General features: G+C 46.8%; 18 protein-coding genes and 1 pseudogene. 7 read left to right on the top strand and 12 right to left on the bottom strand.

Going from position 1 to position 19,019, the window contains the following annotated elements:
- Positions 1-189: 189 nt before the first annotated feature.
- Positions 190-924 (top strand): orotidine-5'-phosphate decarboxylase, encoded by a 735-nt coding sequence (gene pyrF, locus M979_RS07080; RefSeq protein ID WP_064554263.1) that lies wholly within the window; start codon positions 190-192, stop codon positions 922-924.
- Positions 924-1,250 (top strand): stress response translation initiation inhibitor YciH, encoded by a 327-nt coding sequence (gene yciH / locus M979_RS07075; protein WP_064554262.1) that lies wholly within the window; start codon positions 924-926, stop codon positions 1,248-1,250. The genes pyrF and yciH overlap by 1 nt, the downstream gene beginning before the upstream one ends.
- Positions 1,251-1,388: 138 nt before the next feature.
- Here the strand turns inward: yciH and osmB are convergent, their stop codons facing one another.
- The 4 genes from osmB to M979_RS07055 all read right to left on the bottom strand — a co-directional run bounded on the left by osmB (position 1,389) and on the right by M979_RS07055 (position 6,011).
- Complete coding sequence (osmB, locus tag M979_RS07070) at positions 1,389-1,607, bottom strand: osmotically-inducible lipoprotein OsmB (protein ID WP_034455440.1); 219 nt, start codon at positions 1,605-1,607, stop codon at positions 1,389-1,391.
- Positions 1,608-1,872: 265 nt separating this feature from the next.
- Positions 1,873-2,631: a DNA-binding transcriptional regulator YciT gene (gene yciT / locus M979_RS07065; RefSeq protein ID WP_034455441.1), complete on the bottom strand. Its 759-nt coding sequence runs from the start codon at positions 2,629-2,631 to the stop codon at positions 1,873-1,875.
- Between the two features lie 43 nt (positions 2,632-2,674).
- Positions 2,675-5,107, bottom strand: a complete 2,433-nt coding sequence (locus tag M979_RS07060; RefSeq protein WP_064554261.1) for a formate C-acetyltransferase/glycerol dehydratase family glycyl radical enzyme — start codon at positions 5,105-5,107, stop codon at positions 2,675-2,677.
- Between the two features lie 4 nt (positions 5,108-5,111).
- Positions 5,112-6,011 carry a glycyl-radical enzyme activating protein gene (locus M979_RS07055; RefSeq protein WP_064554260.1) on the bottom strand — a complete coding sequence of 300 codons (900 nt, stop codon included), beginning with the start codon at positions 6,009-6,011 and terminating at the stop codon, positions 5,112-5,114.
- Between the two features lie 132 nt (positions 6,012-6,143).
- On the opposite strand from M979_RS07055, the gene fsa reads away from it, so the two are divergent.
- Complete coding sequence (gene fsa / locus M979_RS07050; protein ID WP_064554259.1) at positions 6,144-6,806, top strand: fructose-6-phosphate aldolase; 663 nt, start codon at positions 6,144-6,146, stop codon at positions 6,804-6,806.
- Positions 6,807-6,833: 27 nt separating this feature from the next.
- Here fsa and yciZ read toward each other — a convergent pair whose 3' ends face one another.
- On the bottom strand, positions 6,834-7,016 hold the full coding sequence (yciZ, locus tag M979_RS07045; protein WP_064554258.1) for a protein YciZ/DeoL: 183 nt from the start codon (positions 7,014-7,016) through the stop codon (positions 6,834-6,836).
- Positions 7,017-7,236: 220 nt separating this feature from the next.
- Between yciZ and M979_RS07040 the strand changes: the two genes are divergently transcribed.
- Positions 7,237-8,106, top strand: coding sequence for a crotonase/enoyl-CoA hydratase family protein (locus M979_RS07040; protein WP_034455446.1), 870 nt, complete (start codon positions 7,237-7,239; stop codon positions 8,104-8,106).
- 103 nt (positions 8,107-8,209) lie between these two features.
- On the opposite strand, the gene M979_RS07035 is transcribed toward M979_RS07040, so the two are convergent.
- Positions 8,210-9,100, bottom strand: a complete 891-nt coding sequence (locus M979_RS07035; RefSeq protein ID WP_064554257.1) for a LysR family transcriptional regulator — start codon at positions 9,098-9,100, stop codon at positions 8,210-8,212.
- An 87-nt stretch (positions 9,101-9,187) separates the two neighbouring features.
- On the opposite strand from M979_RS07035, the gene M979_RS07030 reads away from it, so the two are divergent.
- The gene (locus M979_RS07030) at positions 9,188-9,562 is read left to right on the top strand and encodes a carboxymuconolactone decarboxylase family protein (protein WP_064554256.1); all 375 of its coding nucleotides are present in this window, start codon (positions 9,188-9,190) and stop codon (positions 9,560-9,562) included.
- Between the two features lie 31 nt (positions 9,563-9,593).
- On the opposite strand, the gene pdeR is transcribed toward M979_RS07030, so the two are convergent.
- Positions 9,594-11,585 (bottom strand): cyclic di-GMP phosphodiesterase, encoded by a 1,992-nt coding sequence (gene pdeR, locus M979_RS07025; protein ID WP_034455447.1) that lies wholly within the window; start codon positions 11,583-11,585, stop codon positions 9,594-9,596.
- A gap of 300 nt (positions 11,586-11,885) precedes the next feature.
- Positions 11,886-11,999 (bottom strand): annotated as a pseudogene (locus tag M979_RS23760) (hypothetical protein); the annotation flags it as partial.
- A gap of 276 nt (positions 12,000-12,275) precedes the next feature.
- Here M979_RS23760 and M979_RS07020 point away from each other — a divergent pair.
- Positions 12,276-13,058, top strand: coding sequence for an HNH endonuclease (locus M979_RS07020; protein ID WP_064554255.1), 783 nt, complete (start codon positions 12,276-12,278; stop codon positions 13,056-13,058).
- 263 nt (positions 13,059-13,321) lie between these two features.
- On the opposite strand, the gene M979_RS07015 is transcribed toward M979_RS07020, so the two are convergent.
- From M979_RS07015 to fabI, 4 genes are all read right to left on the bottom strand, one after another.
- Entirely contained in the window at positions 13,322-13,822 is a 501-nt protein-coding gene (locus M979_RS07015) for a hypothetical protein (protein ID WP_157093211.1), read from the bottom strand.
- A gap of 289 nt (positions 13,823-14,111) precedes the next feature.
- Positions 14,112-16,046, bottom strand: coding sequence for an exoribonuclease II (locus M979_RS07010; RefSeq protein WP_064554253.1), 1,935 nt, complete (start codon positions 16,044-16,046; stop codon positions 14,112-14,114).
- Between the two features lie 100 nt (positions 16,047-16,146).
- Positions 16,147-17,307 carry a CMD domain-containing protein gene (locus M979_RS07005; protein WP_064554252.1) on the bottom strand — a complete coding sequence of 387 codons (1,161 nt, stop codon included), beginning with the start codon at positions 17,305-17,307 and terminating at the stop codon, positions 16,147-16,149.
- Positions 17,308-17,531: 224 nt separating this feature from the next.
- Positions 17,532-18,323 (bottom strand): enoyl-ACP reductase FabI, encoded by a 792-nt coding sequence (gene fabI / locus M979_RS07000; protein WP_064554251.1) that lies wholly within the window; start codon positions 18,321-18,323, stop codon positions 17,532-17,534.
- Between the two features lie 283 nt (positions 18,324-18,606).
- Here fabI and M979_RS06995 point away from each other — a divergent pair, with 283 nt between their 5' ends.
- Positions 18,607-19,017 carry an SRPBCC family protein gene (locus M979_RS06995; RefSeq protein WP_034455451.1) on the top strand — a complete coding sequence of 137 codons (411 nt, stop codon included), beginning with the start codon at positions 18,607-18,609 and terminating at the stop codon, positions 19,015-19,017.
- The last annotated feature ends 2 nt before the right edge of the window (positions 19,018-19,019 follow it).

The following is a 19,019-nucleotide window of genomic DNA, read 5'->3' as shown; positions in this document are numbered from 1 at the left end:
AAATTTTTAAAAAAAGACCCACTTTAGTTACAACATACTAGTGATCGTTTTAATAAAACTCACATCAGCATCGAGTCAATTATGCCTAGCAGGGAGTAATGGAAACTGTAATTTTGTGTGTACCACGAGTAGAATGCTTGCCGTTTATCTCTATGCGCGCAGTGCTGTCCAACATCAGAAGGTTTAGCCATGAATTCATCTGCATCATCCTCCCGTGTTGCCACCGATTCCCCTATTGTCGTCGCGCTTGATTACGATAACCGTGATAAAGCCTTAGCATTCATCGATCGCATTGACCCGCGTGATTGCCGTTTAAAAGTGGGCAAAGAGATGTTTACTTTGTTTGGACCGCAGCTGGTTCGAGATATTCAGGCGCGTGGCTTTGACGTATTCCTTGATCTGAAATTTCACGATATTCCGAATACGACGGCACATGCAGTAGCCGCTGCGGCAGAACTTGGGGTTTGGATGGTGAACGTTCATGCCAGCGGTGGGGCGCGTATGATGACGGCTGCACGTGAAGCGCTGTTGCCATTTGGCAACGATGCGCCATTATTGATTGCCGTGACTGTCCTTACCAGCATGGAAGCAAGCGATCTGGCCGATCTCGGCATTGCTGCCACGCCTGCTGAGCACGCTGAGCGCCTGGCTCGTTTGACACAAAATTGTGGGTTAGATGGTGTTGTTTGTTCCGCTCAAGAAGCTGTACGTTTCAAGAGTGAATTGGGCCAATCATTTAAGCTCGTTACACCAGGCATTCGCCCGGTTGGAAGTGATGCAGGCGATCAACGCCGTATTATGACACCTCAGCAAGCGCAGACAGCCGGTGTGGACTTTATGGTCATTGGGCGTCCGATCACCCAATCTGCAAATCCTTCTCAGACGCTGCGTGATATCCGCGCTTCATTGTTACAAGGTGAATGATGAAAGACGAGAACAGTCGTTTAGTTTACTCAACTGAAACAGGTCGCATTGATGAGCCTGCGTCGGCACCCGTTCGCCCAAAAGGTGATGGGGTAGTGCGCATTCAACGTCAAACCAGTGGTCGCAAAGGCAAGGGCGTTTGTTTGATTACCGGCATCGATGCGAATGACACGGAACTTGCTACATTGGCTGCTGAACTTAAGAAAAAATGTGGCTGTGGTGGTTCAGTAAAAGATGGCGTTATTGAGATTCAGGGTGATAAACGCGAACTGATTAAAACGCTGCTGGAAGCTAAAGGCATGAAGGTGAAATTAGCAGGTGGTTGATTCGTTTACAATATAACGGAAATGATTAGGCCACGGTAAATATACCGTGGCCTTTTACTATGACTGCTGAAAGTCAGACCTGAATATTAAAGATTTTATAATTTGTAAAAGCATTCACGCTTTTGCTGGTATCAAGATTTATTTACCTACTTGATGACCGATAATACCACCTACAGCTGCACCACCTAACGTGCCCAATGCACTACCATCAGTTAAGACAGCACCACCAACCGCACCAGCGCCTGCGCCAATTGCGGTGTTACGATCACGTTTGGACCAGTTAGAGCAGGCGCTCAGAGAGGTTGCAACGGTTAGAGCCAGCACAACGGCAGCAATTTTTTTGTTATTTAAGGTCATATTACTTTCTCCTGAATTATTGATTCGCGGAAATAGTCTCTGCTTAAGTATAGTGGTAATAAACTAACTTAAAGAGCGTTCCGCGAAACTACATGACGATATAAGACCTAAAAGATAACTACAGTGATTATCACTTCCTGTTATATCGCTGATAAATATTCTAATTTGTATTGAAAATAACAATAGGTAAATAATCTTAAAGGATAGGCAGGATAATTCTGATAAGAGGACTGCCCACAATGAATGCAGGCAGTTATAATTGAAATTATGCGAGGGGAAATTGTTTAACAATATTGACCTGAATCCCCGTGTCCTGCAATTGTTGGCTGGAAGTTGCGCTAATCGCATCGTCGGTGATGACGCGATTAATGTGTGAGATCGGGCCAAGAGTGTAGGGATGCATCGCGCCAAACTTAGTACTGTCAGTCAGCACAATGGTTTCACTACCTTTTTCCAGTACGGTGTTAACCACATCAGCACGCATCATGTCGCGACTCGTAAATCCGGTTTCTGGCAAGAAACCGTCGATACCGATAAAAGCTTTGCTGAAATGGACTTGCTGGATAAATTGGCGTGTCAGAGGGCCAACCATGCTTTCACTTTTCTTTTGATAGATGCCACCCAGTAATACAACTTCACAGTCGGTATCTTTCAACAGATGTGCAATGTAGCTACTGACGGTAATCAGAGTGATTTTTTTCTGCTCAGCTAATGCGCGGGCAAGCAGCGCATTGCAACTTCCATTTTCGATAAAAATGGTTTCGCCGTCGTTCACCAGTGTTGCAGCAAAATCAGCAAGATGACGCTTCAACGAATAGTTGTTCATCATTCGTGTTTCGACATCTTCACTATCTAGCGGAACAGCATAACCGTGAGCACGCTTCAGGTAATTTTTTTTCTCCAATAGATTGAGATCATGGCGAATAGTGACTTCTGAAACACCGGTTGTTTTTGAAAGATCGGCCACACTCATGCGGCCTTGATCAATCACCATCTGTAAAATAATTTGTTGTCTGGAGTTCATGTCAGCCAATTATTAGGCGGCGCATGATGCGCCGCCGGTATTATCAAAGTGTATGTTCAGTACGGGCTATAATATCATCCTGTGCGTCTGGAGATAAGGCAGTAAAGAAAGCAGAATAACCTGCTACGCGAACTACCAGGTCACGATACTTATCAGGATGTTGTTTGGCATCAATCAGTGTTTCACGGGAAACAATGTTGTATTGAACATGCCAGCCTTTATGCGCCTCAAAGAAAGTACGCAGCATCAACATCAATTTTTCACGATCGCGTGGGTTATCTAATGTCGCCGGATTCAGTTTCTGGTTAAGCAACACGCCACCCAAAATTTTACTGGTTGGAAGTTTGCCAACAGAGCTAATAACCGCAGTTGGGCCAAGACGGTCGGTGCCTGAAGCCGGGCTAGCACCCTCTGCAAGTGGCGTAGTTGCTTTACGACCATCTGGTGTTGCCATTGTTGCAGCACCAAACGGTACGTTTGCTGAAATCGATGAAGTCCCTGCGTAGTAAGTACCGCCGATAGGGCCACGGCCAAAACGGGTATTGTGATACTGCTTTAGTTCGTCGATGTAAGTCTGGTAAGCGCGGGCCAGCAGCAAATCCACTTCGTCATCGTCGTTGCCATATTTTGGCGCGCTGTTGATCAAACGCTGGCGTAACTGTTCGCCGGTCAAACCATCAAAATCGCTAGCCAGCGCTTCGGCTAATTGTTGTTGGCCGATTGCACCTTGCTCAAACACCAGTTTTTTCACCGCGGCGAGGCTGTTACCGAGGTTGGCAATACCTACTTGCAGGCCAGAAACCCAGTCATATTTTGCGCCACCTTGTTTAATACTTTTACCACGCTCAATGCAGTCGTCCACCAGTGCCGAACACAAAATGTCGTGAGCGTTTTCTTCCAGAACCGTATCCACAACACACTCAATTTCTATGGATTTCTGGGTGTAATAGCGGATTTGAGAATCCCAGGCATTCATCACCTGGTCAAACTGCGTGAAGTTTCCGGTCGAGAGCGCATGTTCTTGCGGCAGGAAAACTTTACCGCTTGTGGCATCACGACCATGTTCGAGTGCAGCCAGCATGACCCGGGCAAAGTTAATGAAACTCATGCCTGTGCAGCGGTATCCCCACTTGCCGCCTACAGCGGTTTCAATACAGCCAATTGCTGCGTAGTCGTATGCATCTTCACGGCTGACACCAAGTTTAATGAACTCCTCAATCACGATTTCATCGTTGTTAAATGCAGGCATCCCGAAACCACAGCGAATCACCTGAACGCAGGCATCAAGGAAGCCATTACTCATTCCGGCATGGTAACGCACGCTCAAGTTCGGTTGTGTGGAGCGTAACTGGCCACATGATTCAAGAATTGCGTAAGAAAGCGGGTTCACCGCGTCTACGGCTTCGCCATTAACCAGCGTCTGCCCACCAATGGTGACGTTTTGGTAAAGCGGGCTACCGGCAGAGGCTTTGGAGTGCGAACCAGAGCGAATTTTGTTCACTTCCAAAAGTTTCAACCAACAGCTTTGCAGAAGTTCGATAGCCTGGTCGCGGCCTAAGGTCTGCTCAAGTTCGACATCACGGCGATACCACGGATAGAGGAATTGATCGAGGCGGCCAAAAGATACGGAATGACCATTAGATTCTATCTGCAATACCAACTGTACGAAGTAGCTCAACTGCAATGCTTGCCAGAATGAGGTGGGTTTATGGTGAGCAATGAGTTCGCAGTTTTCAGCAATGGCGAGCAGCTCATCACGGCGTGCCACACGCGGTTCTGTGCTCGCCATCTCTTTGGCAAGCGCCGCGTAACGTTGAATATGCTCGCTTAGGGCAACGAAAGTAATATCGATAGCTTTCAGGAATTGCTCTTTGTGCAGATCTTCCCAGTCGGTCAGGTGTAGACGCGAACGACGCTCGGCTACTTTTGCACGCAAACCGTCAATACCTAATTCCAGCAGTAGTGGGAAGTTAACCGCCAGATGCGCATCGCCTGAAGTCATATTTCCTTCGGCTTTAATGATGCCACTTGCCAGCAACTCTTTTTGCTCGTCGGTGAACATTCCGTAGCAGCGATCCTGAACGGTTTGGCCACGCCACCATGGGCAAATTTCATGCATCACCGCTTTGTCAGCTTCAGAAATTGAGAAGCCAGCACCCGGACGGTCGCCCAGTTCATCAATCTCAGTTTCAATCCATCCCACGGTATATTCAGGGAAGAATGGCGCTCCGCGAACATGGCTTGCCTGGTTACCAACGATCAGTTCATCGTGTTTAATCCATATTGTGCGCTCCGCTAGGTGATGGGCGAGGGCAAGCGCACGGCGCACCGGCAGCGGTTTATCCTGATGCTGCTGGTAAATGGCCGTGTAATGTTGAGCACGCTCGGTACAAACGGGTGGTTTTACGATATGTATCAACGCTTCTTTATGATCTTTGATACGTTGGCTTAAGGTGTTCAGGTTCAGTTGGGTCATCGGTTTATCCTCTTATCCAGGCGGTCATCCCTTTTTGGCTTGCGTACTGCTCAGCAAATTGCAGCAGTTCTGGCGCATCAAGGGGTTGGTGCGCGGCCAGATAAGGGATATTCAGGAGTTTATATTTGTTGATACCTAAGGTGTGGTAAGGCAAAAAGTGAATCGCTTTCACGCCAAGTTCATCGGCGGCAAAATCAGCGATCGCGCGAATTGATTGCTCATCGGCATTAAAATCGGGGATTAACGGTACACGAATCGTCATTTCTACATTTCGCGCTGCCAGTTTGCGGAAGTTATCCATCACGCGTTCGGCGCTGCCATCGGTCCACTGTTTGAAGCGCTGGGCATCGACATGCTTAAGATCGGCAAGTAGGAGATCCAGATGGTTAATCGATGGTTCAATGTATTTCCACGGCACATGGAGACAAGACTCCACGGCAGTATGAATGCCTGCCTCCTTGCTTCTACACAGCAACTGTTCTGCGATGTCAGGCTGCATAAAGGGCTCACCACCGGAAAGCGTAATTCCACCACCGCTGCGGTCGTAAAATGGTTTGTCGCGAAGCACTTTGTGCATGATCGCATCAATACTTTGTGTCTCACCGCATACGCTTAATGCCTGAGTAGGGCAGCAATCCGTCAACGTAGCCATATCGTCAGTCGTTAGCTTTCCACGAGCGATAACCAGGGCACCATCAGCACGACTAATTGCATGTGGTGCTGCCTGCGGGCAAAGATCGCAACCGGTAAGGCACAAACGCTCATCAAACAACACATCCTGGCCACGAGCGCGGCTTTCAGGGTTCTGGCACCAGCGGCAGCCCAGAGAGCAGCCTTTCAGGAATACGACAGTGCGAATACCTGGACCATCATGTGTTGAGTAACGTTGGATATTAAATAGCATAAGCCCGCCCTTATCTTCTGTTCGTAAATTAGATTACTTTCGAATGAAAGTTTTATTGATTTTGATCAGATAAAGAACAGACAGTGTCGTTATGATGTCTGTATTGAGATATTCGACAAATCCGGAGAGTTTATGGAACTGTATTTAGATACTGCTGACGTTGCTGCAGTGAAGCGCCTGGTGCGCGTTTTGCCTTTGCAAGGCGTTACGACAAACCCATCAATCGTTGCCAGGGCGGGAATTTCTTTGTGGGAAGTGCTGCCATCGTTGCAGGATGCATTAGGCGGTGAAGGCAAATTATTTGCTCAGGTCATCGCTTCGCAGGCTGAAGAGATGGTGAAAGAAGCAGAGCTGCTAGTGAAACGTGTCCCTGGTCTGGTAGTGAAAGTCCCTACCACGATAGAAGGCCTGGCGGCGATGAAACAGTTGAAAGTACTCGGTATTCCGACACTTGGCACGGCGGTATATGGCGCCGCTCAAGGATTACTTGCCGCATTAGCTGGTGCTGAATACGTCGCGCCATACGTCAACCGCCTGGATGCGCAGGGTGGCGATGGCATTCAAATGGTGCAGGATTTGCAGCAGTTGCTGACGCTACATGCTCCACAATCTAAAGTTCTAGCCGCAAGCTTCCGTACACCACATCAGGCCATGTCATGTCTGCTGGCAGGATGTGAAGCAATTACGCTACCTGTTGATGTCACTGAACAACTACTTACAACACCAGCCGTGAATGCGGCGATTGCAACGTTCGAGAAAGACTGGCAGGGCGCATTCGGCTCATTGAGCCTATAAAAAAGCCGATTTTCACCGGCGTTAGATTCAAATCTCCCAGGGCGACTTTTTCAAGTCGCCTTCTTTTATCTCTTCACCATTAGCGATTTTCAGCAATTCCGTTTTCAGGATTTCAAGATTGTTAATAGCAGACGCATGATCGCCCCCCACCAGAATATCCAGCACGGTATCAATACGTTTTGCGAGTTGCAGAGGGTCCACTGAAGGCATAGTGCGTCCTGTTCAGTTGCGGAAAAATGTTGCCTTCATAATGCAAAAAAAGGTCTGGAAAGAGAAGGCTCAATTGCGAATTTTTACCCTTACACATCAATCAATTATTGAACAACATATAAGTAATAATTATTAAACACTCCGATGCATTCATCCAATTGCAGTAGTGGATTAGTCTGATCCTGCGTGTAACGCGCTTTCATAACATGAGGATAAGATAATGACAGTAATTAACCAGCCAACCTGCAAATTGTTCACGGACACTACTCGATTCACCCAGTTGTCGGGTTACTACGAGGCAGAACGTCGCACTGTGTGGATGATGTTGAGAGCACAGCCCCGTCCTTGCTTCAACCATAAGTTAATCGAAGAAATTATGAACCTGCGGTATCTGGTTCAACAGGAGGGATTTGTGGTTGATTTTTGGGTGACAGGCTCTCTGGTGCAGGGGATGTATAACACCGGTGGCGATTTGGGCTTTTTCGTTGAATCAATACAGCAGGGGCGTCGTGAGGTACTGCGAGCATATGCCAGGGCTTGTGTCGACTGTGTCCATGCAGCCTCCCGAGGGTTTGATAGTGGTGCAATCAGCCTGGCAATGGTTGAAGGCAGTGCCTTAGGCGGGGGATTTGAAGCAGCATTAGCGCACCATTTTGTACTGGCGCAACGAGATGCACGTCTTGGTTTCCCGGAGATTGCTTTTAACCTCTTTCCAGGAATGGGCGCTTACTCGCTGGTTGCACGCCGTTCAGGCATGAAACTTGCTGAAGAGCTCATTTATAAAGGAGAGTCTCACACCGCAGAGTGGTATCAACAGTTTGGACTGGTTGATGAACTGTTTGAACCAGGCCAGGGCTATCTTGCTACTCGTACTTTCATTGATACATTGCAGCCTAAACTGAATGGTGTTCGGGCTATGTTGCGTGCCCGTCAGCGTGTACTTCAGCTTCCTCGTTCGGAGTTGATGGATATTACCGAAGACTGGGTTGATGCAGCATTTTGCCTCGAAGCTAAGGATATCGCTTATATGGAAAGGTTAGTGCAATTGCAAAATCGTCACAGCGCAACAGCTTTACGCAAAGCCAGTTAACATGTGAGCCAACGCTCGAATACGGCTGTGGGCCTGGGTCTGGTAAATAATTCTGCCGTTCGTTGACGCCGTTCTTGTAAAGAAAGGCGTCTTCTTTTAGGCATTACCGGCGTAGTAGTTCAAGAAATGCCTGCAGAACAGGTGACGGATTTTGTTTAGACCAGGCAACACCAATACCCATAGTCAGATGATGAGTCTCTTCCTTCAGTTTACGGAAAATAACACCTTGTCGCGTGATGCACTGCAATGATGAAGGGACCAGCGCAATACCTTTTCCTTCCGCAATAAGTCCCAGCATAATGTGATGATCTTGCGGTTCCGGAATGATATGAGGCCTGAAATCAATCTTGTGGAAAAACGCCTGGCAGTAATCATAAAAGCCGGGATTTAATCGCCGTTCGAACCAGAACATTGGTTCGTCGCGAAGTGAATCAAAACTGATGAGGCGTTTATGCGCGAGTTTATGGCCTGTGGGCAAAGCCACCACTAGAGGGTCATCTAAAAGTTTTTCAAAAGCCAGACCTTGAACGTCTGTATGCAAACCTATAAATGCCGCATCCATCGTCCCTTTTTTCACCTCACGAACGAGATTTATCGAATGATTTCCTGCTGTATGGATTTGCCAGGCAGGAAAACGTTGGCACAAATTTTCTGTCACATCAGGGATTGCACTCCGTTCGAAAACCGTTGTGTAACCAACAACAAATTTCCCACCAATGTTACTTCGCATCTCTTTTACGACGGCAATCGCTTTTTCTGCCTGAAGCAGAGTGCGTTTTACTTCCGGTAAAAATGCGTGACCAGCCTCAGTGAGAGTGACCCCCGTTTTGCTTCGAAGAAATAACGGTACTCCAAGTTGGTCTTCTAGCTGTCGAATTTGTCTGCTTAACGGGGGTTGAGAAATATGTAGACGCGATGCGGCACGACTGAAATTGAGCTCTTCACTCACTGCCAGAAAGTAACGAAACTGTCGTAAATCGATGGATTCATTCATACCAAAAAGGTATCACAAAAAGGGTATTGGATGCGTTGAACAATAAAATTTAGAGTTCGTTCACTACTCAACATAAGGGGCTATAAAATGGAAAGTGAACGCTATCAACGAGGTCTGGAAAAATTAAAAGAAGTTGATGGGCATGCAGGTGAAAATGTCATTAATAGTCTGAGTGATATAGCACCCGATTTTGCGCGTCTACTGATTGAATTTCCATTTGGCGATATCTACTCAAGGCCAGGGCTCGATTTAAAAGCCAGAGAAATTGCGGTTGTTGCCGCACTTACCGCGCTTGGAAATGCGACACCGCAGCTTAAAGTCCATATCCAGGGCGCACTGAATGTTGGCTGGTCAGAACAGGAAATTATTGAAGTGATCATGCAAATGGCTGTATACGCTGGGTTTCCTTGTGCGTTGAATGGGTTATTTGCGGCGAAAGAAGTTTTCGCACAACTAAAATAGCCAAGAAACGCCGGCTATTTTATTTGCATACTTATCGCGCCGTTCTGGCCTGATATCGCTTTAACCAACGTTCAAATACGGCAGCGGGCATGGGTTTTGCAAATAAGTAGCCCTGCCGCTCATTGACGCCATTCTTCGTCAGGAAGGCGTCTTCTTTCTGGTTTTCAACGCCTTCGGCAATGACCTGTAAATTGAGCGCTTGTGCCACTGCAACAATTGCACGCACCAGCGATTGGGATACCGATTGTTTATGAATATCGCGCACGAAACTTTGGTCGAGTTTTATCGCGTCGATCGGGAAACGGGCAAGCTGAGAAAGTGAGGAATAACCCGTCCCAAAATCATCCAAATGCACTTGGGCACCCAGGCGGCTGAATTGTTGAATAACCGAAAGTGCAAGGTCTTCATTTTCAATCAGGCAGCTCTCTGTAAGCTCAACATCAATCGGGCAGTATTCAAAATTGAGATCTTTTAGCGCTTGTTTCAGATCGCTGAAGATTGTCTGATCGGCTAACTGGCGGGCAGAGACGTTGACCGCGACGCGTAAATTAATGCCTTTGTCGCGCCATTTTGCTACCTGCTGGACCACACTTAACATCACCCATCGCCCAAGAGGCACAATTAACCCGGACTCTTCTGCATAGGAGATAAAATCCAACGGCGGAATAAGTCCACGTTCTGGAGATTGCCAACGTACCAGAGCTTCCAGGCTTCTGACTTCACCTCTCCAGGTCATTTTAGGCTGATAGTGAATAACAAGTTGGTCGTTATCGAGCGCTTTACGTAAGTTGGTGTCGAGCCATAAATACTCAAACACGCGTTGATTCATTTCTGGAGCAAATACGCAGAACTTGCCACGGCCACTCTCTTTAGCGGTGTACATCGCAGTATCAGCATTGCGAATCAAACTTTCACGGTCCTCACCATGTTGCGGAGCCAGCGAAATACCTAATGAACAGCCGGAATAGACTTCAATCAAACCAATGCGGAAGGGCTGTTTTAGCCGCGCCAGAATACGCGATGACATGGCTTCCAGCGTAGCCTGTGAGGTGTCAGTGGCGAGAACAATAAACTCATCACCACCCAGGCGCGCGAGTATCTGTCCTTCATCAAGGCAACTTAGAATCGCTAATGACACGGCCTGTAATAACTGGTCACCAAACATATGCCCGTAAGCGTCATTTACTTTTTTAAAGTTATCAAGATCGAGATAAACGATCCCAACCTGGCTTTCACCACGGTTTTCAATCGCGGAGGTGATTAAATCATTGATGGCATTACGATTGGGTAGGCCAGTGATGGTATCGGTATTCGCCAATACGCGCAGGCGTTCCTGTGCACGGCGTTCTTCGGTGATATCAGTACCAGAGCAAATCAAATAGATTTCATTCTTACCGCTGCCGCTATGGACAAATTTGTTGCGAAACAAAAACAGTCGCTGGCCCTTACGGGTTTTTATCCAGCGTTCTACTTCGTAAGAATTTCCATTACGAAAGAATCCACTAATGTTGCGTTTGGAAGCGGCTGCTTCACTACGGCTCATAAATAATTTAAAAACGTTTTGGCCAATAACTTCTTGTTCTTTAAGGCCGGTATACTCTTCGCTCAAACGGTTGAAACGTTGAATATTGCCTAATCTGTCGAGAATGACGATGACAGAGTTTGCCTCCGACACGACCTGTTCTGCGAATGAGAGCCCTTGCACCAAATCGCGGGCAACAGAAGGGGTATCATTCCAGGCCGATGCAGTACCTGCCCATTCTTTTTTTGATACCTTCCGGCCAACTAAATGTACGGAAACTTCACTACCAAATAATGAAATCGACATAGTGACGCTTGAAGTTATTACCGTCATTTGGCGGATTTGCTCCGCCTGTTCGGGTTCAAGAGCGACCACCTGGCTGACATCAGAGCTTTCGCTGGCTGCTAATTGCAGAGCGTTGCTATCGTTTGGTAAACGCCAGTATGGGCTGGTTGTCCCTAAATAACGGTAGAGCAGATTTTGCTCCAAATCGTCTTTCATGCTCTCTCCTGAACAGGGGCCGACATAGCGTGTCAGTCTGTTATTCATATTAGCAATATAAACCGATTTTAAAGCGACAACCGTGAGTTAAAGACATTGTTTTTGCAGAAGATGTGAAAAATCTGAATCTTCGGCACTTCGTAGATAGTTTTTCCTACCTTATAAGCAGAAGAAAACGAGTTATGGTGCTAATCATTACCCCATTGTGATTATGATCCTAAATGAATACCCAGCAAAAAAAGACCAAAAAAAAAGCTGAACACGAGGTTCAGCTTTTAGATTTAGATCACTAACTTACCGTCAGATTGCTGGACGTGCGATCACACTACGGGTTTCCATACGTACTTCTGCGATTGTCACATCAATCACATCTGTCACTTTGTAAGCCACTTGGCCTTTAATCCGCACAGTTCCTGGCTATCGGTTCTTACTTTTGTCCTTGTCTTAAATTCACTTTTGAGTTGCTGCTGTCTGCCAACAATGTAAACGTTTCATAAATGTCTTCATGAAAGCTGTTTGGGCGAATTATCTGGAACATTCATTCCGCCGCAAGAGGCTGATTGGTCTTGCAAGTTGACTAGTAATCTTGCAGGCAAATTGAGGTTAAAGACTCACGCACTTCATTTTTAACTTAAGTTTTCTTGCATAAGTGTCGATATTGTAATTATTAACTGTTTAAAGGAGAGAAACATGCAATATTTCTACGCATATCATGGCCCAAAAAATAAAAATGATTTTGATTACAGGAATGGGTATGGCGTCGGTCAAGAATGGAAAATGCGCCAAATAAAAACAGGTGACCGTATTTTTGTAATCCAAAATCTTACTGGTAATAACGATTTTCTGCTGTGCGGTTTGTTTGAAATTGTTAAAACGTATGAAGACTTGTCCAATATGTTCCCGTATCGAGTTGAGTTAATTGATCAGTCTAAGCTTGATGACTTCGTGCCTTTAGATGAATTGCTCATTGGTCAATTACTTCCCCAAGTCCAGGGAAGTGACAAATGGAATAATTTTAAAAGACATTTTTGTCGGCAGGGCGCATCACTTGAAGCTCCATTGGGTGAAGATGTTGTTACCGTGCTCAATTCACTGGTGGTCATGTCTGATGATCAACAGGAGGCAATCGAGCGCAGAGAGGATGGTCTGCGCATGGTTAAGTTCCGTAGGGATCAGGAAAAATTTCGTAAAGCAGTGATGTCAAATTGGGGCGGAAAATGCGCGATTACTGGTAGTTCGTTGGCAGTTGAAGCATGCCATATTATTAGTCATGCCGATAAAGGCTTACCAAGTGTAGAAAATGGTATTGCCCTTGCTGCCGATTTCCATAAGTTATTTGATAGCGACAACTTGAGCTTCTTGGAGAATCAAATCATTCTGTCAGAAGCAGCAAGGCTTGAACCTCGCTATAAAGACTTTCACAATAAAAAACTACGTGAGCCACTGAAGCCCGTGAATCTATCGCTTAAATGATGGATAAGCCCGCGAAGGATTAGAGACAGTTTGCGAAAATAGCTGATGATGTCTTTGGCCTGGTTTGTTCAATACAATCGGGGGTGTTTGATTTAATCTCAATAATGGGCTCAAGTTCGAATTATCTAATCAAGTCCATAACATTGGCTAATGTTACGAGGGGATCTCTGGATGAGGACTTTCGTAACATTAGGAATGAATCCTTTACGTGATAGATTTTAGGTGTCTTCTGCACTTTAGATATCACACCAAATCTTCTCGCATTATTCAAAATGTGTTTTGGCGATTGAGCAACCGTTAGATGTTTGTGAGGTAATCATATAACCATAGTTACCTTTTTGGGGGGTGAATATCACATCAGTAAGTAAGCCATCTTTGTATTGCCATTGAGCTTCACTTTCATGTCCTTCTATAGTGTAAATTTCTTGTCCGGCTTGGATTACTTTTTTCACATTGCCGGATAAGCGTAAAGTTCCGTTTGTATCGCTGTTGATATCAAACACAAACAACTTGCCTTTGTCTTGTTTGATCTGGATAAAAAATCCTTGCGCCTTACCCGTTTTACTTGAATCGTGGCGACTGATCCAGATTGCAGGGCTATCACACCTGATTTCAGAGCTAATTAACATATCCGTCTCAGAGAGAGCAGGTGGCTCTTTATCAACATTGCGACCATTGTTAGTTTTATCGCCACCACTGGCTATATACAGCACAACTAAAACAAACATAAGAACCAAACCTAAACACCCGTTTTTAGTATTCACTTCTATAATCTCACAAATAAAGATGATTTATCACTGGTAATAACAATCAACAATAATATCAGGTATTTAATACATATTATTAACAATACCTTGGTGTTGTTAATAATTATTTAATAAAGATGTTAATTAATAACAAATGGTATTTTGTAATGGAACTGAATGAAATAAATATATTCCGAATGGACTAGGGTATAAATAAATTTTTCGCAAAATTCTAAACTTAAGCCTCTCACAACAAAAAAAGCTGAACACGAGGTTCAGCTTTTAGATTTAGATGACTAATTTACCGTCAGATTGCTGGACGTGCAATCACACTACGGGTTTCCATACGTACTTCTGCGATTGTCACATCAATCACATCTGTCACTTTGTATGCTACTTCGCCTTTAATCTGTACCGTTCCTAATTCCTGGCTGCATACCATTTCATCGCGGACGGCATGGATGAATGGGGCAGGGATAAAGGCAACAGCGCCATTTTCAATCAGACGTACGCGCATCCCACCACGGCTAACATCAATGATCTCAGCGCTAAAACGAGTATCCGTTCCGGCTTTGTCACTCAGGAAGCGAGCATATAACCAGTCACCAACATCGCGTTCAGCCATGCGGTTCAGGCGACGACGTTCAGCCATTTGTACAGTGGTTTCGTCTTGTGGGCGGGATGCGGTTTCACCTTTGATTATCGCTTTCAACAGGCGATGGTTGATCATATCGCCATATTTACGAATCGGTGAAGTCCAGGTTGCGTAAGCCTCCAGACCCAGGCCGTAGTGCGGACCGGGTTCGGTGCTGATTTCAGCGAAGGACTGGTAACGACGAATGCGGGTATCAAGGAAACCAGTCGGCTGTGCGTCGAGTTCACGGCGCAGTTTACAGAAACCGTTCAGCGTCAGAACTTCTTGCGCATCCACCTCAAGGCCATGGCCTTGCAGCATGTTAGCCAGTTGCTCAATGTTTGCCGGATCAAAACCGGTATGGACGTTATAAATGCCGAAGCCCAGTTTTTCACGCAGCACAACGGCTGCACAAACGTTCGCGGCAATCATTGATTCTTCAACGATGCGGTTAGCGATACGACGTGGTTCCGCAACGATATCCAGCACTTCGCCTTTTTCACCCAATACAAAGCGGTAATCAGGACGATCTTTGAACACCAGTGCGTGGGTACGACGCCATTCAGCGCGGTTCAGGCAAACGCGTTCCAATAGGCGGATTTGCTTAGCGATAGTGTCGCTCGGTGGCTGCCAGTCGCCTTTATCTTCTAACCAGTCAGAAACGTTGTCATAGGCCAGTTTGGCTTTTGACTCGATGGTCGCTACGAAGAAGTTAATTCCCTCTTCGATGCTGCCATCTTGCGCGATAACCATACGACACGCGACAACCGGACGAGTCACGTTAGGGCGCAGTGAGCATAAATCGTCAGACAACTCGCGAGGCAACATCGGGATGTTAAAGCCCGGCAGATAGTTGGTGAAGGCGCGGACTTTGGCTATTTCATCAAGCTTGCTGCCTTCGGCAATCCAGGCGGTAGGATCGGCGATGGCAACGGTCAGTTGTAATTTGCCATCGGCAAGTTCTTCAACATGCAGCGCATCATCCATATCTTCGGTGCTGGCGCTGTCAATGGTGACGAAATCCAGGGCGGTTAAATCTTCACGCACCAGGCCTTCATCCAACATTTCAGTCGCTACACCATCTGGTGCTTCACGCTCAAGATTGTGACGTGACAGGGTCACCCACCATGGCGCGAGATGATCGTCACCAAAGGTAATGAATTGTGTCAGATCGGCGTAGAAACCGCGGTCGCCTTTAAGCGGATGGCGTTTCATTTCCGCAACTGCCCAATCACCATTCTGAAAATCATGCGTGACATTGCGGTCGGCGCGGCACTGAATGGCATCACGCAATAATGGATGGTCAGGAACGATAGACAGACGATCGTCCTTACGTTGGACACGGCCAACAAACCGGCTGAGGAACGGTTCGATAAGCTCTTCTGGCTCAGCGGTTTCGCGGTCCTTGTCGGTATGAATCACCGCGCTCACGCGGTCGCCGTGCATCACTTTTTTCATCTGCGGTGGCGGAATAAAGTAACTTTTTTGGGAGTCCACTTCGAGGAAGCCAAAGCCTTTTTCCGTGCCTTTTACCACGCCTTCAACGCGTGGAGTTTGGGAGTGCAGTTGCTGTTTAAGCTGCGCGAGCAGCGGATTATCCTGGAACATGTTTTTTAGTTTTCGTGGCCAAAAGAGCGGCTGACAGTTTTACGCGAAACCACCCTTTGCGGCAAGCGCTGTTTGCCGCAAAGGCATGTGCTATCAATGTTTAGCGGGTATTACCGAGCCCGATTTTCAATCGATTTATCCAGCCATATAACCCTGAACTGACCAGCAATTGCAAAGCTTCACCTTTACTAAAACCCTGTTCGAATAAAGGTTGAAGCTGGGCTGCGCTAAAACTCCCGGGTGCGCGAGTTAAAACGCGGACAGCCTGGATTATCGCGCGTTCACGTGGGTGATTATGGCTCCAGGCTTGTAACGCTCTTTCGCCGTTGCGCATGGTTTCAGGTAAACCACTTTCACCACGCCATGCTTTTGCAAAACCCGTAAAGCAACTGACACTTCCGTTAATACGTGCGGTCAACAGACCGACCAAAATTTGATCATCACAGGCCTGAGCACTCGGAGTGAGCAGAAAATGAGTTATCTGGCCGAATAGGGAAAAAGCTGTGGCATCGTGAAGCAGCAGCCAACTCATATCTTGCAAGATATTTTGAGACAGGCAGTCGTTGTGTACATCCAGTTGCAGTGTGTTTGCATAGCCAGGTTCAACTTGTGGCAAACCTGGTTGCCACACCTTGTCGCCATCAAGGAATAACTCAGTAGGGGCATCTTGCTGGGTATCAAGTCCCGGAAGCCAGCGGACAGGTAAACTTTGTAAAGCCTGGAATACTGCAATCACGCGGGCCTGAAAGCCGATAAAGCCAATCAACTGGTTAAATGTCACCATGTCATTAACCGACAGCGCAACTTCATCAAGCTGCTGACGCGAAATATCATCAATCAATGTCGGTTGGCTGGCCAGTTGGCGGGCATACTGGGTGATTTGTGTAAGACGGCGGTTGCTTTCGCGTGATGAGTCTGGCCCTGGTTGGGGGGCTAGTCGGGCCGCGTAATGATTGCAAAGTCGCTGAACACCATACACCTGCGCGACAGTGAGTGCGGTGCTCAGGCGGTCATAGCAACTCAGCGTATGCAGGCGGGTCACGGGGCTGTTTTCTGGCAACAAGCATTCGCTGATATCACGTGCAACTGAAAGCCACGCATACTGAGAGGTGAGCTGGTCAGCGCCGATTTTTAAATCAAGTAAAAAACGGTCTTCGAGAAACGCGGCTTCGGGAACTAACGGAAGCACAGCGGCATCGTTACGACTGGACTGTGTTTCATGGTACCAGTGGCCTTTGCCTGAGATTCGGCGTTGTTCCATGGTCATTCCTTGGTCAAAGAGTTTACAAGCCCGGGAAAAACACCTGACGGCCTGGTTTGCTGCTTTATCCTGGCGTAAGCGCGGGAGGTGACAAAAGAATGATCGGTGATAATAAATATCGGAAAAGTATAACTACGAAAGGAATTTCAGAATTAACAGGCAAGATTATGGGTGAGGCGAGGGAGTTAACAGGGCAGACAGAGCCTGCCCTGTTGTGAACTGAATTAAGCTTTCAATTCCAGTTCGTTCATTGCAGCGATGCTGAAACCGCCGTCAACGTGCAGAACTTCACCGGAAACACCGGCAGAGAGGTCTGAACACAAGAACGCTGCTGAGTTGCCCACATCTTCAATGGTCACAGTACGACGAATTGGTGTCACTGCTTCGCAATGTGACAGCATTTTACGGAAGTCTTTAATGCCAGATGCTGCCAGAGTACGGATTGGACCCGCAGAAATGGCGTTCACACGCACACCTTCTGCACCCATCGCGTTTGCCATATAGCGCACGTTAGCTTCCAAAGATGCTTTAGCCAGACCCATCACGTTGTAGTTAGGGATAGCGCGTTCTGCACCCAGGTAAGACAGTGTCAGCAGTGCTGAGCCTGGGTTAAGCATTTCACGGCAAACTTTTGCCATCGCAACAAAGCTGTAGGAGCTGATGTCGTGAGCAATTTTGAAGCCTTCACGGGTAACCGCATTCACGTAGTCGCCATCTAACTGGTCGCCTGGTGCGAAACCGATAGAGTGAACGAAGCCGTCGAATTTCGGCCAGCTTTTCGCAAGCTCAGCAAACATCGCATCGATGCTTGCATCTTCTGCAACGTCACACGGCAGAACCAGGCTTGAACCTAAGTCTGCAGCAAACCCTTCCACACGGCCTTTCAGTTTTTCATTCTGGTAAGTAAAAGCCAGTTCAGCACCTTCGCGGTGCATAGCCTGTGCGATACCGTAGGCAATGGAGAGTTTACTGGCGACGCCAGTGATCAGAATGCGTTTACCGGTAAGAAAACCCATAGCTTTGAATCCTTATAGTTTCTGCTAATTTTATGACTTTATAATCATCAAGTTGCTGACGACTAGTCACAATTTTTCAACACGAAAGTGAAATTATATCCCACTCAACGCCTGTTGTGTCAGGTTATTTTTCTTACTCGGAACGACTGGTTATCGTGTCACCAGAGGTCTGAACAGATGATTGTGCGGAGAAAGTGGTGGGCGCATTGCTGACACGACTGATGGATACTATGTTTTAGGGTGTTCATTTGCACTTGCCTGGTAACAAAATCACCGGAGATAAATGATGAAAATCACTGTTGAGACACAGGTTCATGCGCCCATTGAGCAAGTCTGGGATACCTACAATAACCCGCAAGATATTGAAAAATGGAATACTGCTTCGGCCGACTGGCATACCGTCAATGCGGAAGTAGATTTAAAGCCCGGAGGGAAGTTTTCATCACGAATGGAAGCGAAGGACGGCAGTATGGGCTTTGATTTTGCAGGTGTTTATACCCACATCATTCCGCATAAATTGATTGAATACACTTTCGGTGACCGTGAAGCGAAAGTCGAATTTACGGAGCAGGAGGGTGGTGTGAAGGTATATCTAGAATTTGACCCTGATACTCAATACCCCATCGAACATCAGAAAAATGGCTGGCAGGCAATTTTGGATAATTTTGCCCGCTATGTTGAAGAGAAAAAATAACG

It is taken from the genome of Buttiauxella noackiae ATCC 51607, from assembly GCF_001654865.1.
Lineage (GTDB): Bacteria > Pseudomonadota > Gammaproteobacteria > Enterobacterales > Enterobacteriaceae > Buttiauxella > Buttiauxella noackiae.
The sequence above is the reverse complement of the archived record's forward strand: the minus strand, read 5'-3'. Positions and strand labels throughout refer to the sequence as shown.

Coding starts and splice junctions, on each gene's coding strand:
- yciZ (WP_064554258.1), bottom strand. CDS start 7,016: ATGCCTTCAGTGGACCCTCTGCAACTCGCAAAACGTATTGATACCGTG.
- M979_RS07035 (WP_064554257.1), bottom strand. CDS start 9,100: ATGAATGAATCCATCGATTTACGACAGTTTCGTTACTTTCTGGCAGTG.
- yciH (WP_064554262.1), top strand. CDS start 924: ATGAAAGACGAGAACAGTCGTTTAGTTTACTCAACTGAAACAGGTCGC.
- M979_RS07055 (WP_064554260.1), bottom strand. CDS start 6,011: ATGCTATTTAATATCCAACGTTACTCAACACATGATGGTCCAGGTATT.
- M979_RS06995 (WP_034455451.1), top strand. CDS start 18,607: ATGATGAAAATCACTGTTGAGACACAGGTTCATGCGCCCATTGAGCAA.
- fsa (WP_064554259.1), top strand. CDS start 6,144: ATGGAACTGTATTTAGATACTGCTGACGTTGCTGCAGTGAAGCGCCTG.
- M979_RS07010 (WP_064554253.1), bottom strand. CDS start 16,046: ATGTTCCAGGATAATCCGCTGCTCGCGCAGCTTAAACAGCAACTGCAC.
- M979_RS07060 (WP_064554261.1), bottom strand. CDS start 5,107: ATGACCCAACTGAACCTGAACACCTTAAGCCAACGTATCAAAGATCAT.
- M979_RS07030 (WP_064554256.1), top strand. CDS start 9,188: ATGGAAAGTGAACGCTATCAACGAGGTCTGGAAAAATTAAAAGAAGTT.
- M979_RS07005 (WP_064554252.1), bottom strand. CDS start 17,307: ATGGAACAACGCCGAATCTCAGGCAAAGGCCACTGGTACCATGAAACA.
- pdeR (WP_034455447.1), bottom strand. CDS start 11,585: ATGAAAGACGATTTGGAGCAAAATCTGCTCTACCGTTATTTAGGGACA.
- fabI (WP_064554251.1), bottom strand. CDS start 18,323: ATGGGTTTTCTTACCGGTAAACGCATTCTGATCACTGGCGTCGCCAGT.
- osmB (WP_034455440.1), bottom strand. CDS start 1,607: ATGACCTTAAATAACAAAAAAATTGCTGCCGTTGTGCTGGCTCTAACC.
- M979_RS07040 (WP_034455446.1), top strand. CDS start 7,237: ATGACAGTAATTAACCAGCCAACCTGCAAATTGTTCACGGACACTACT.
- pyrF (WP_064554263.1), top strand. CDS start 190: ATGAATTCATCTGCATCATCCTCCCGTGTTGCCACCGATTCCCCTATT.
- yciT (WP_034455441.1), bottom strand. CDS start 2,631: ATGAACTCCAGACAACAAATTATTTTACAGATGGTGATTGATCAAGGC.
- M979_RS07020 (WP_064554255.1), top strand. CDS start 12,276: ATGCAATATTTCTACGCATATCATGGCCCAAAAAATAAAAATGATTTT.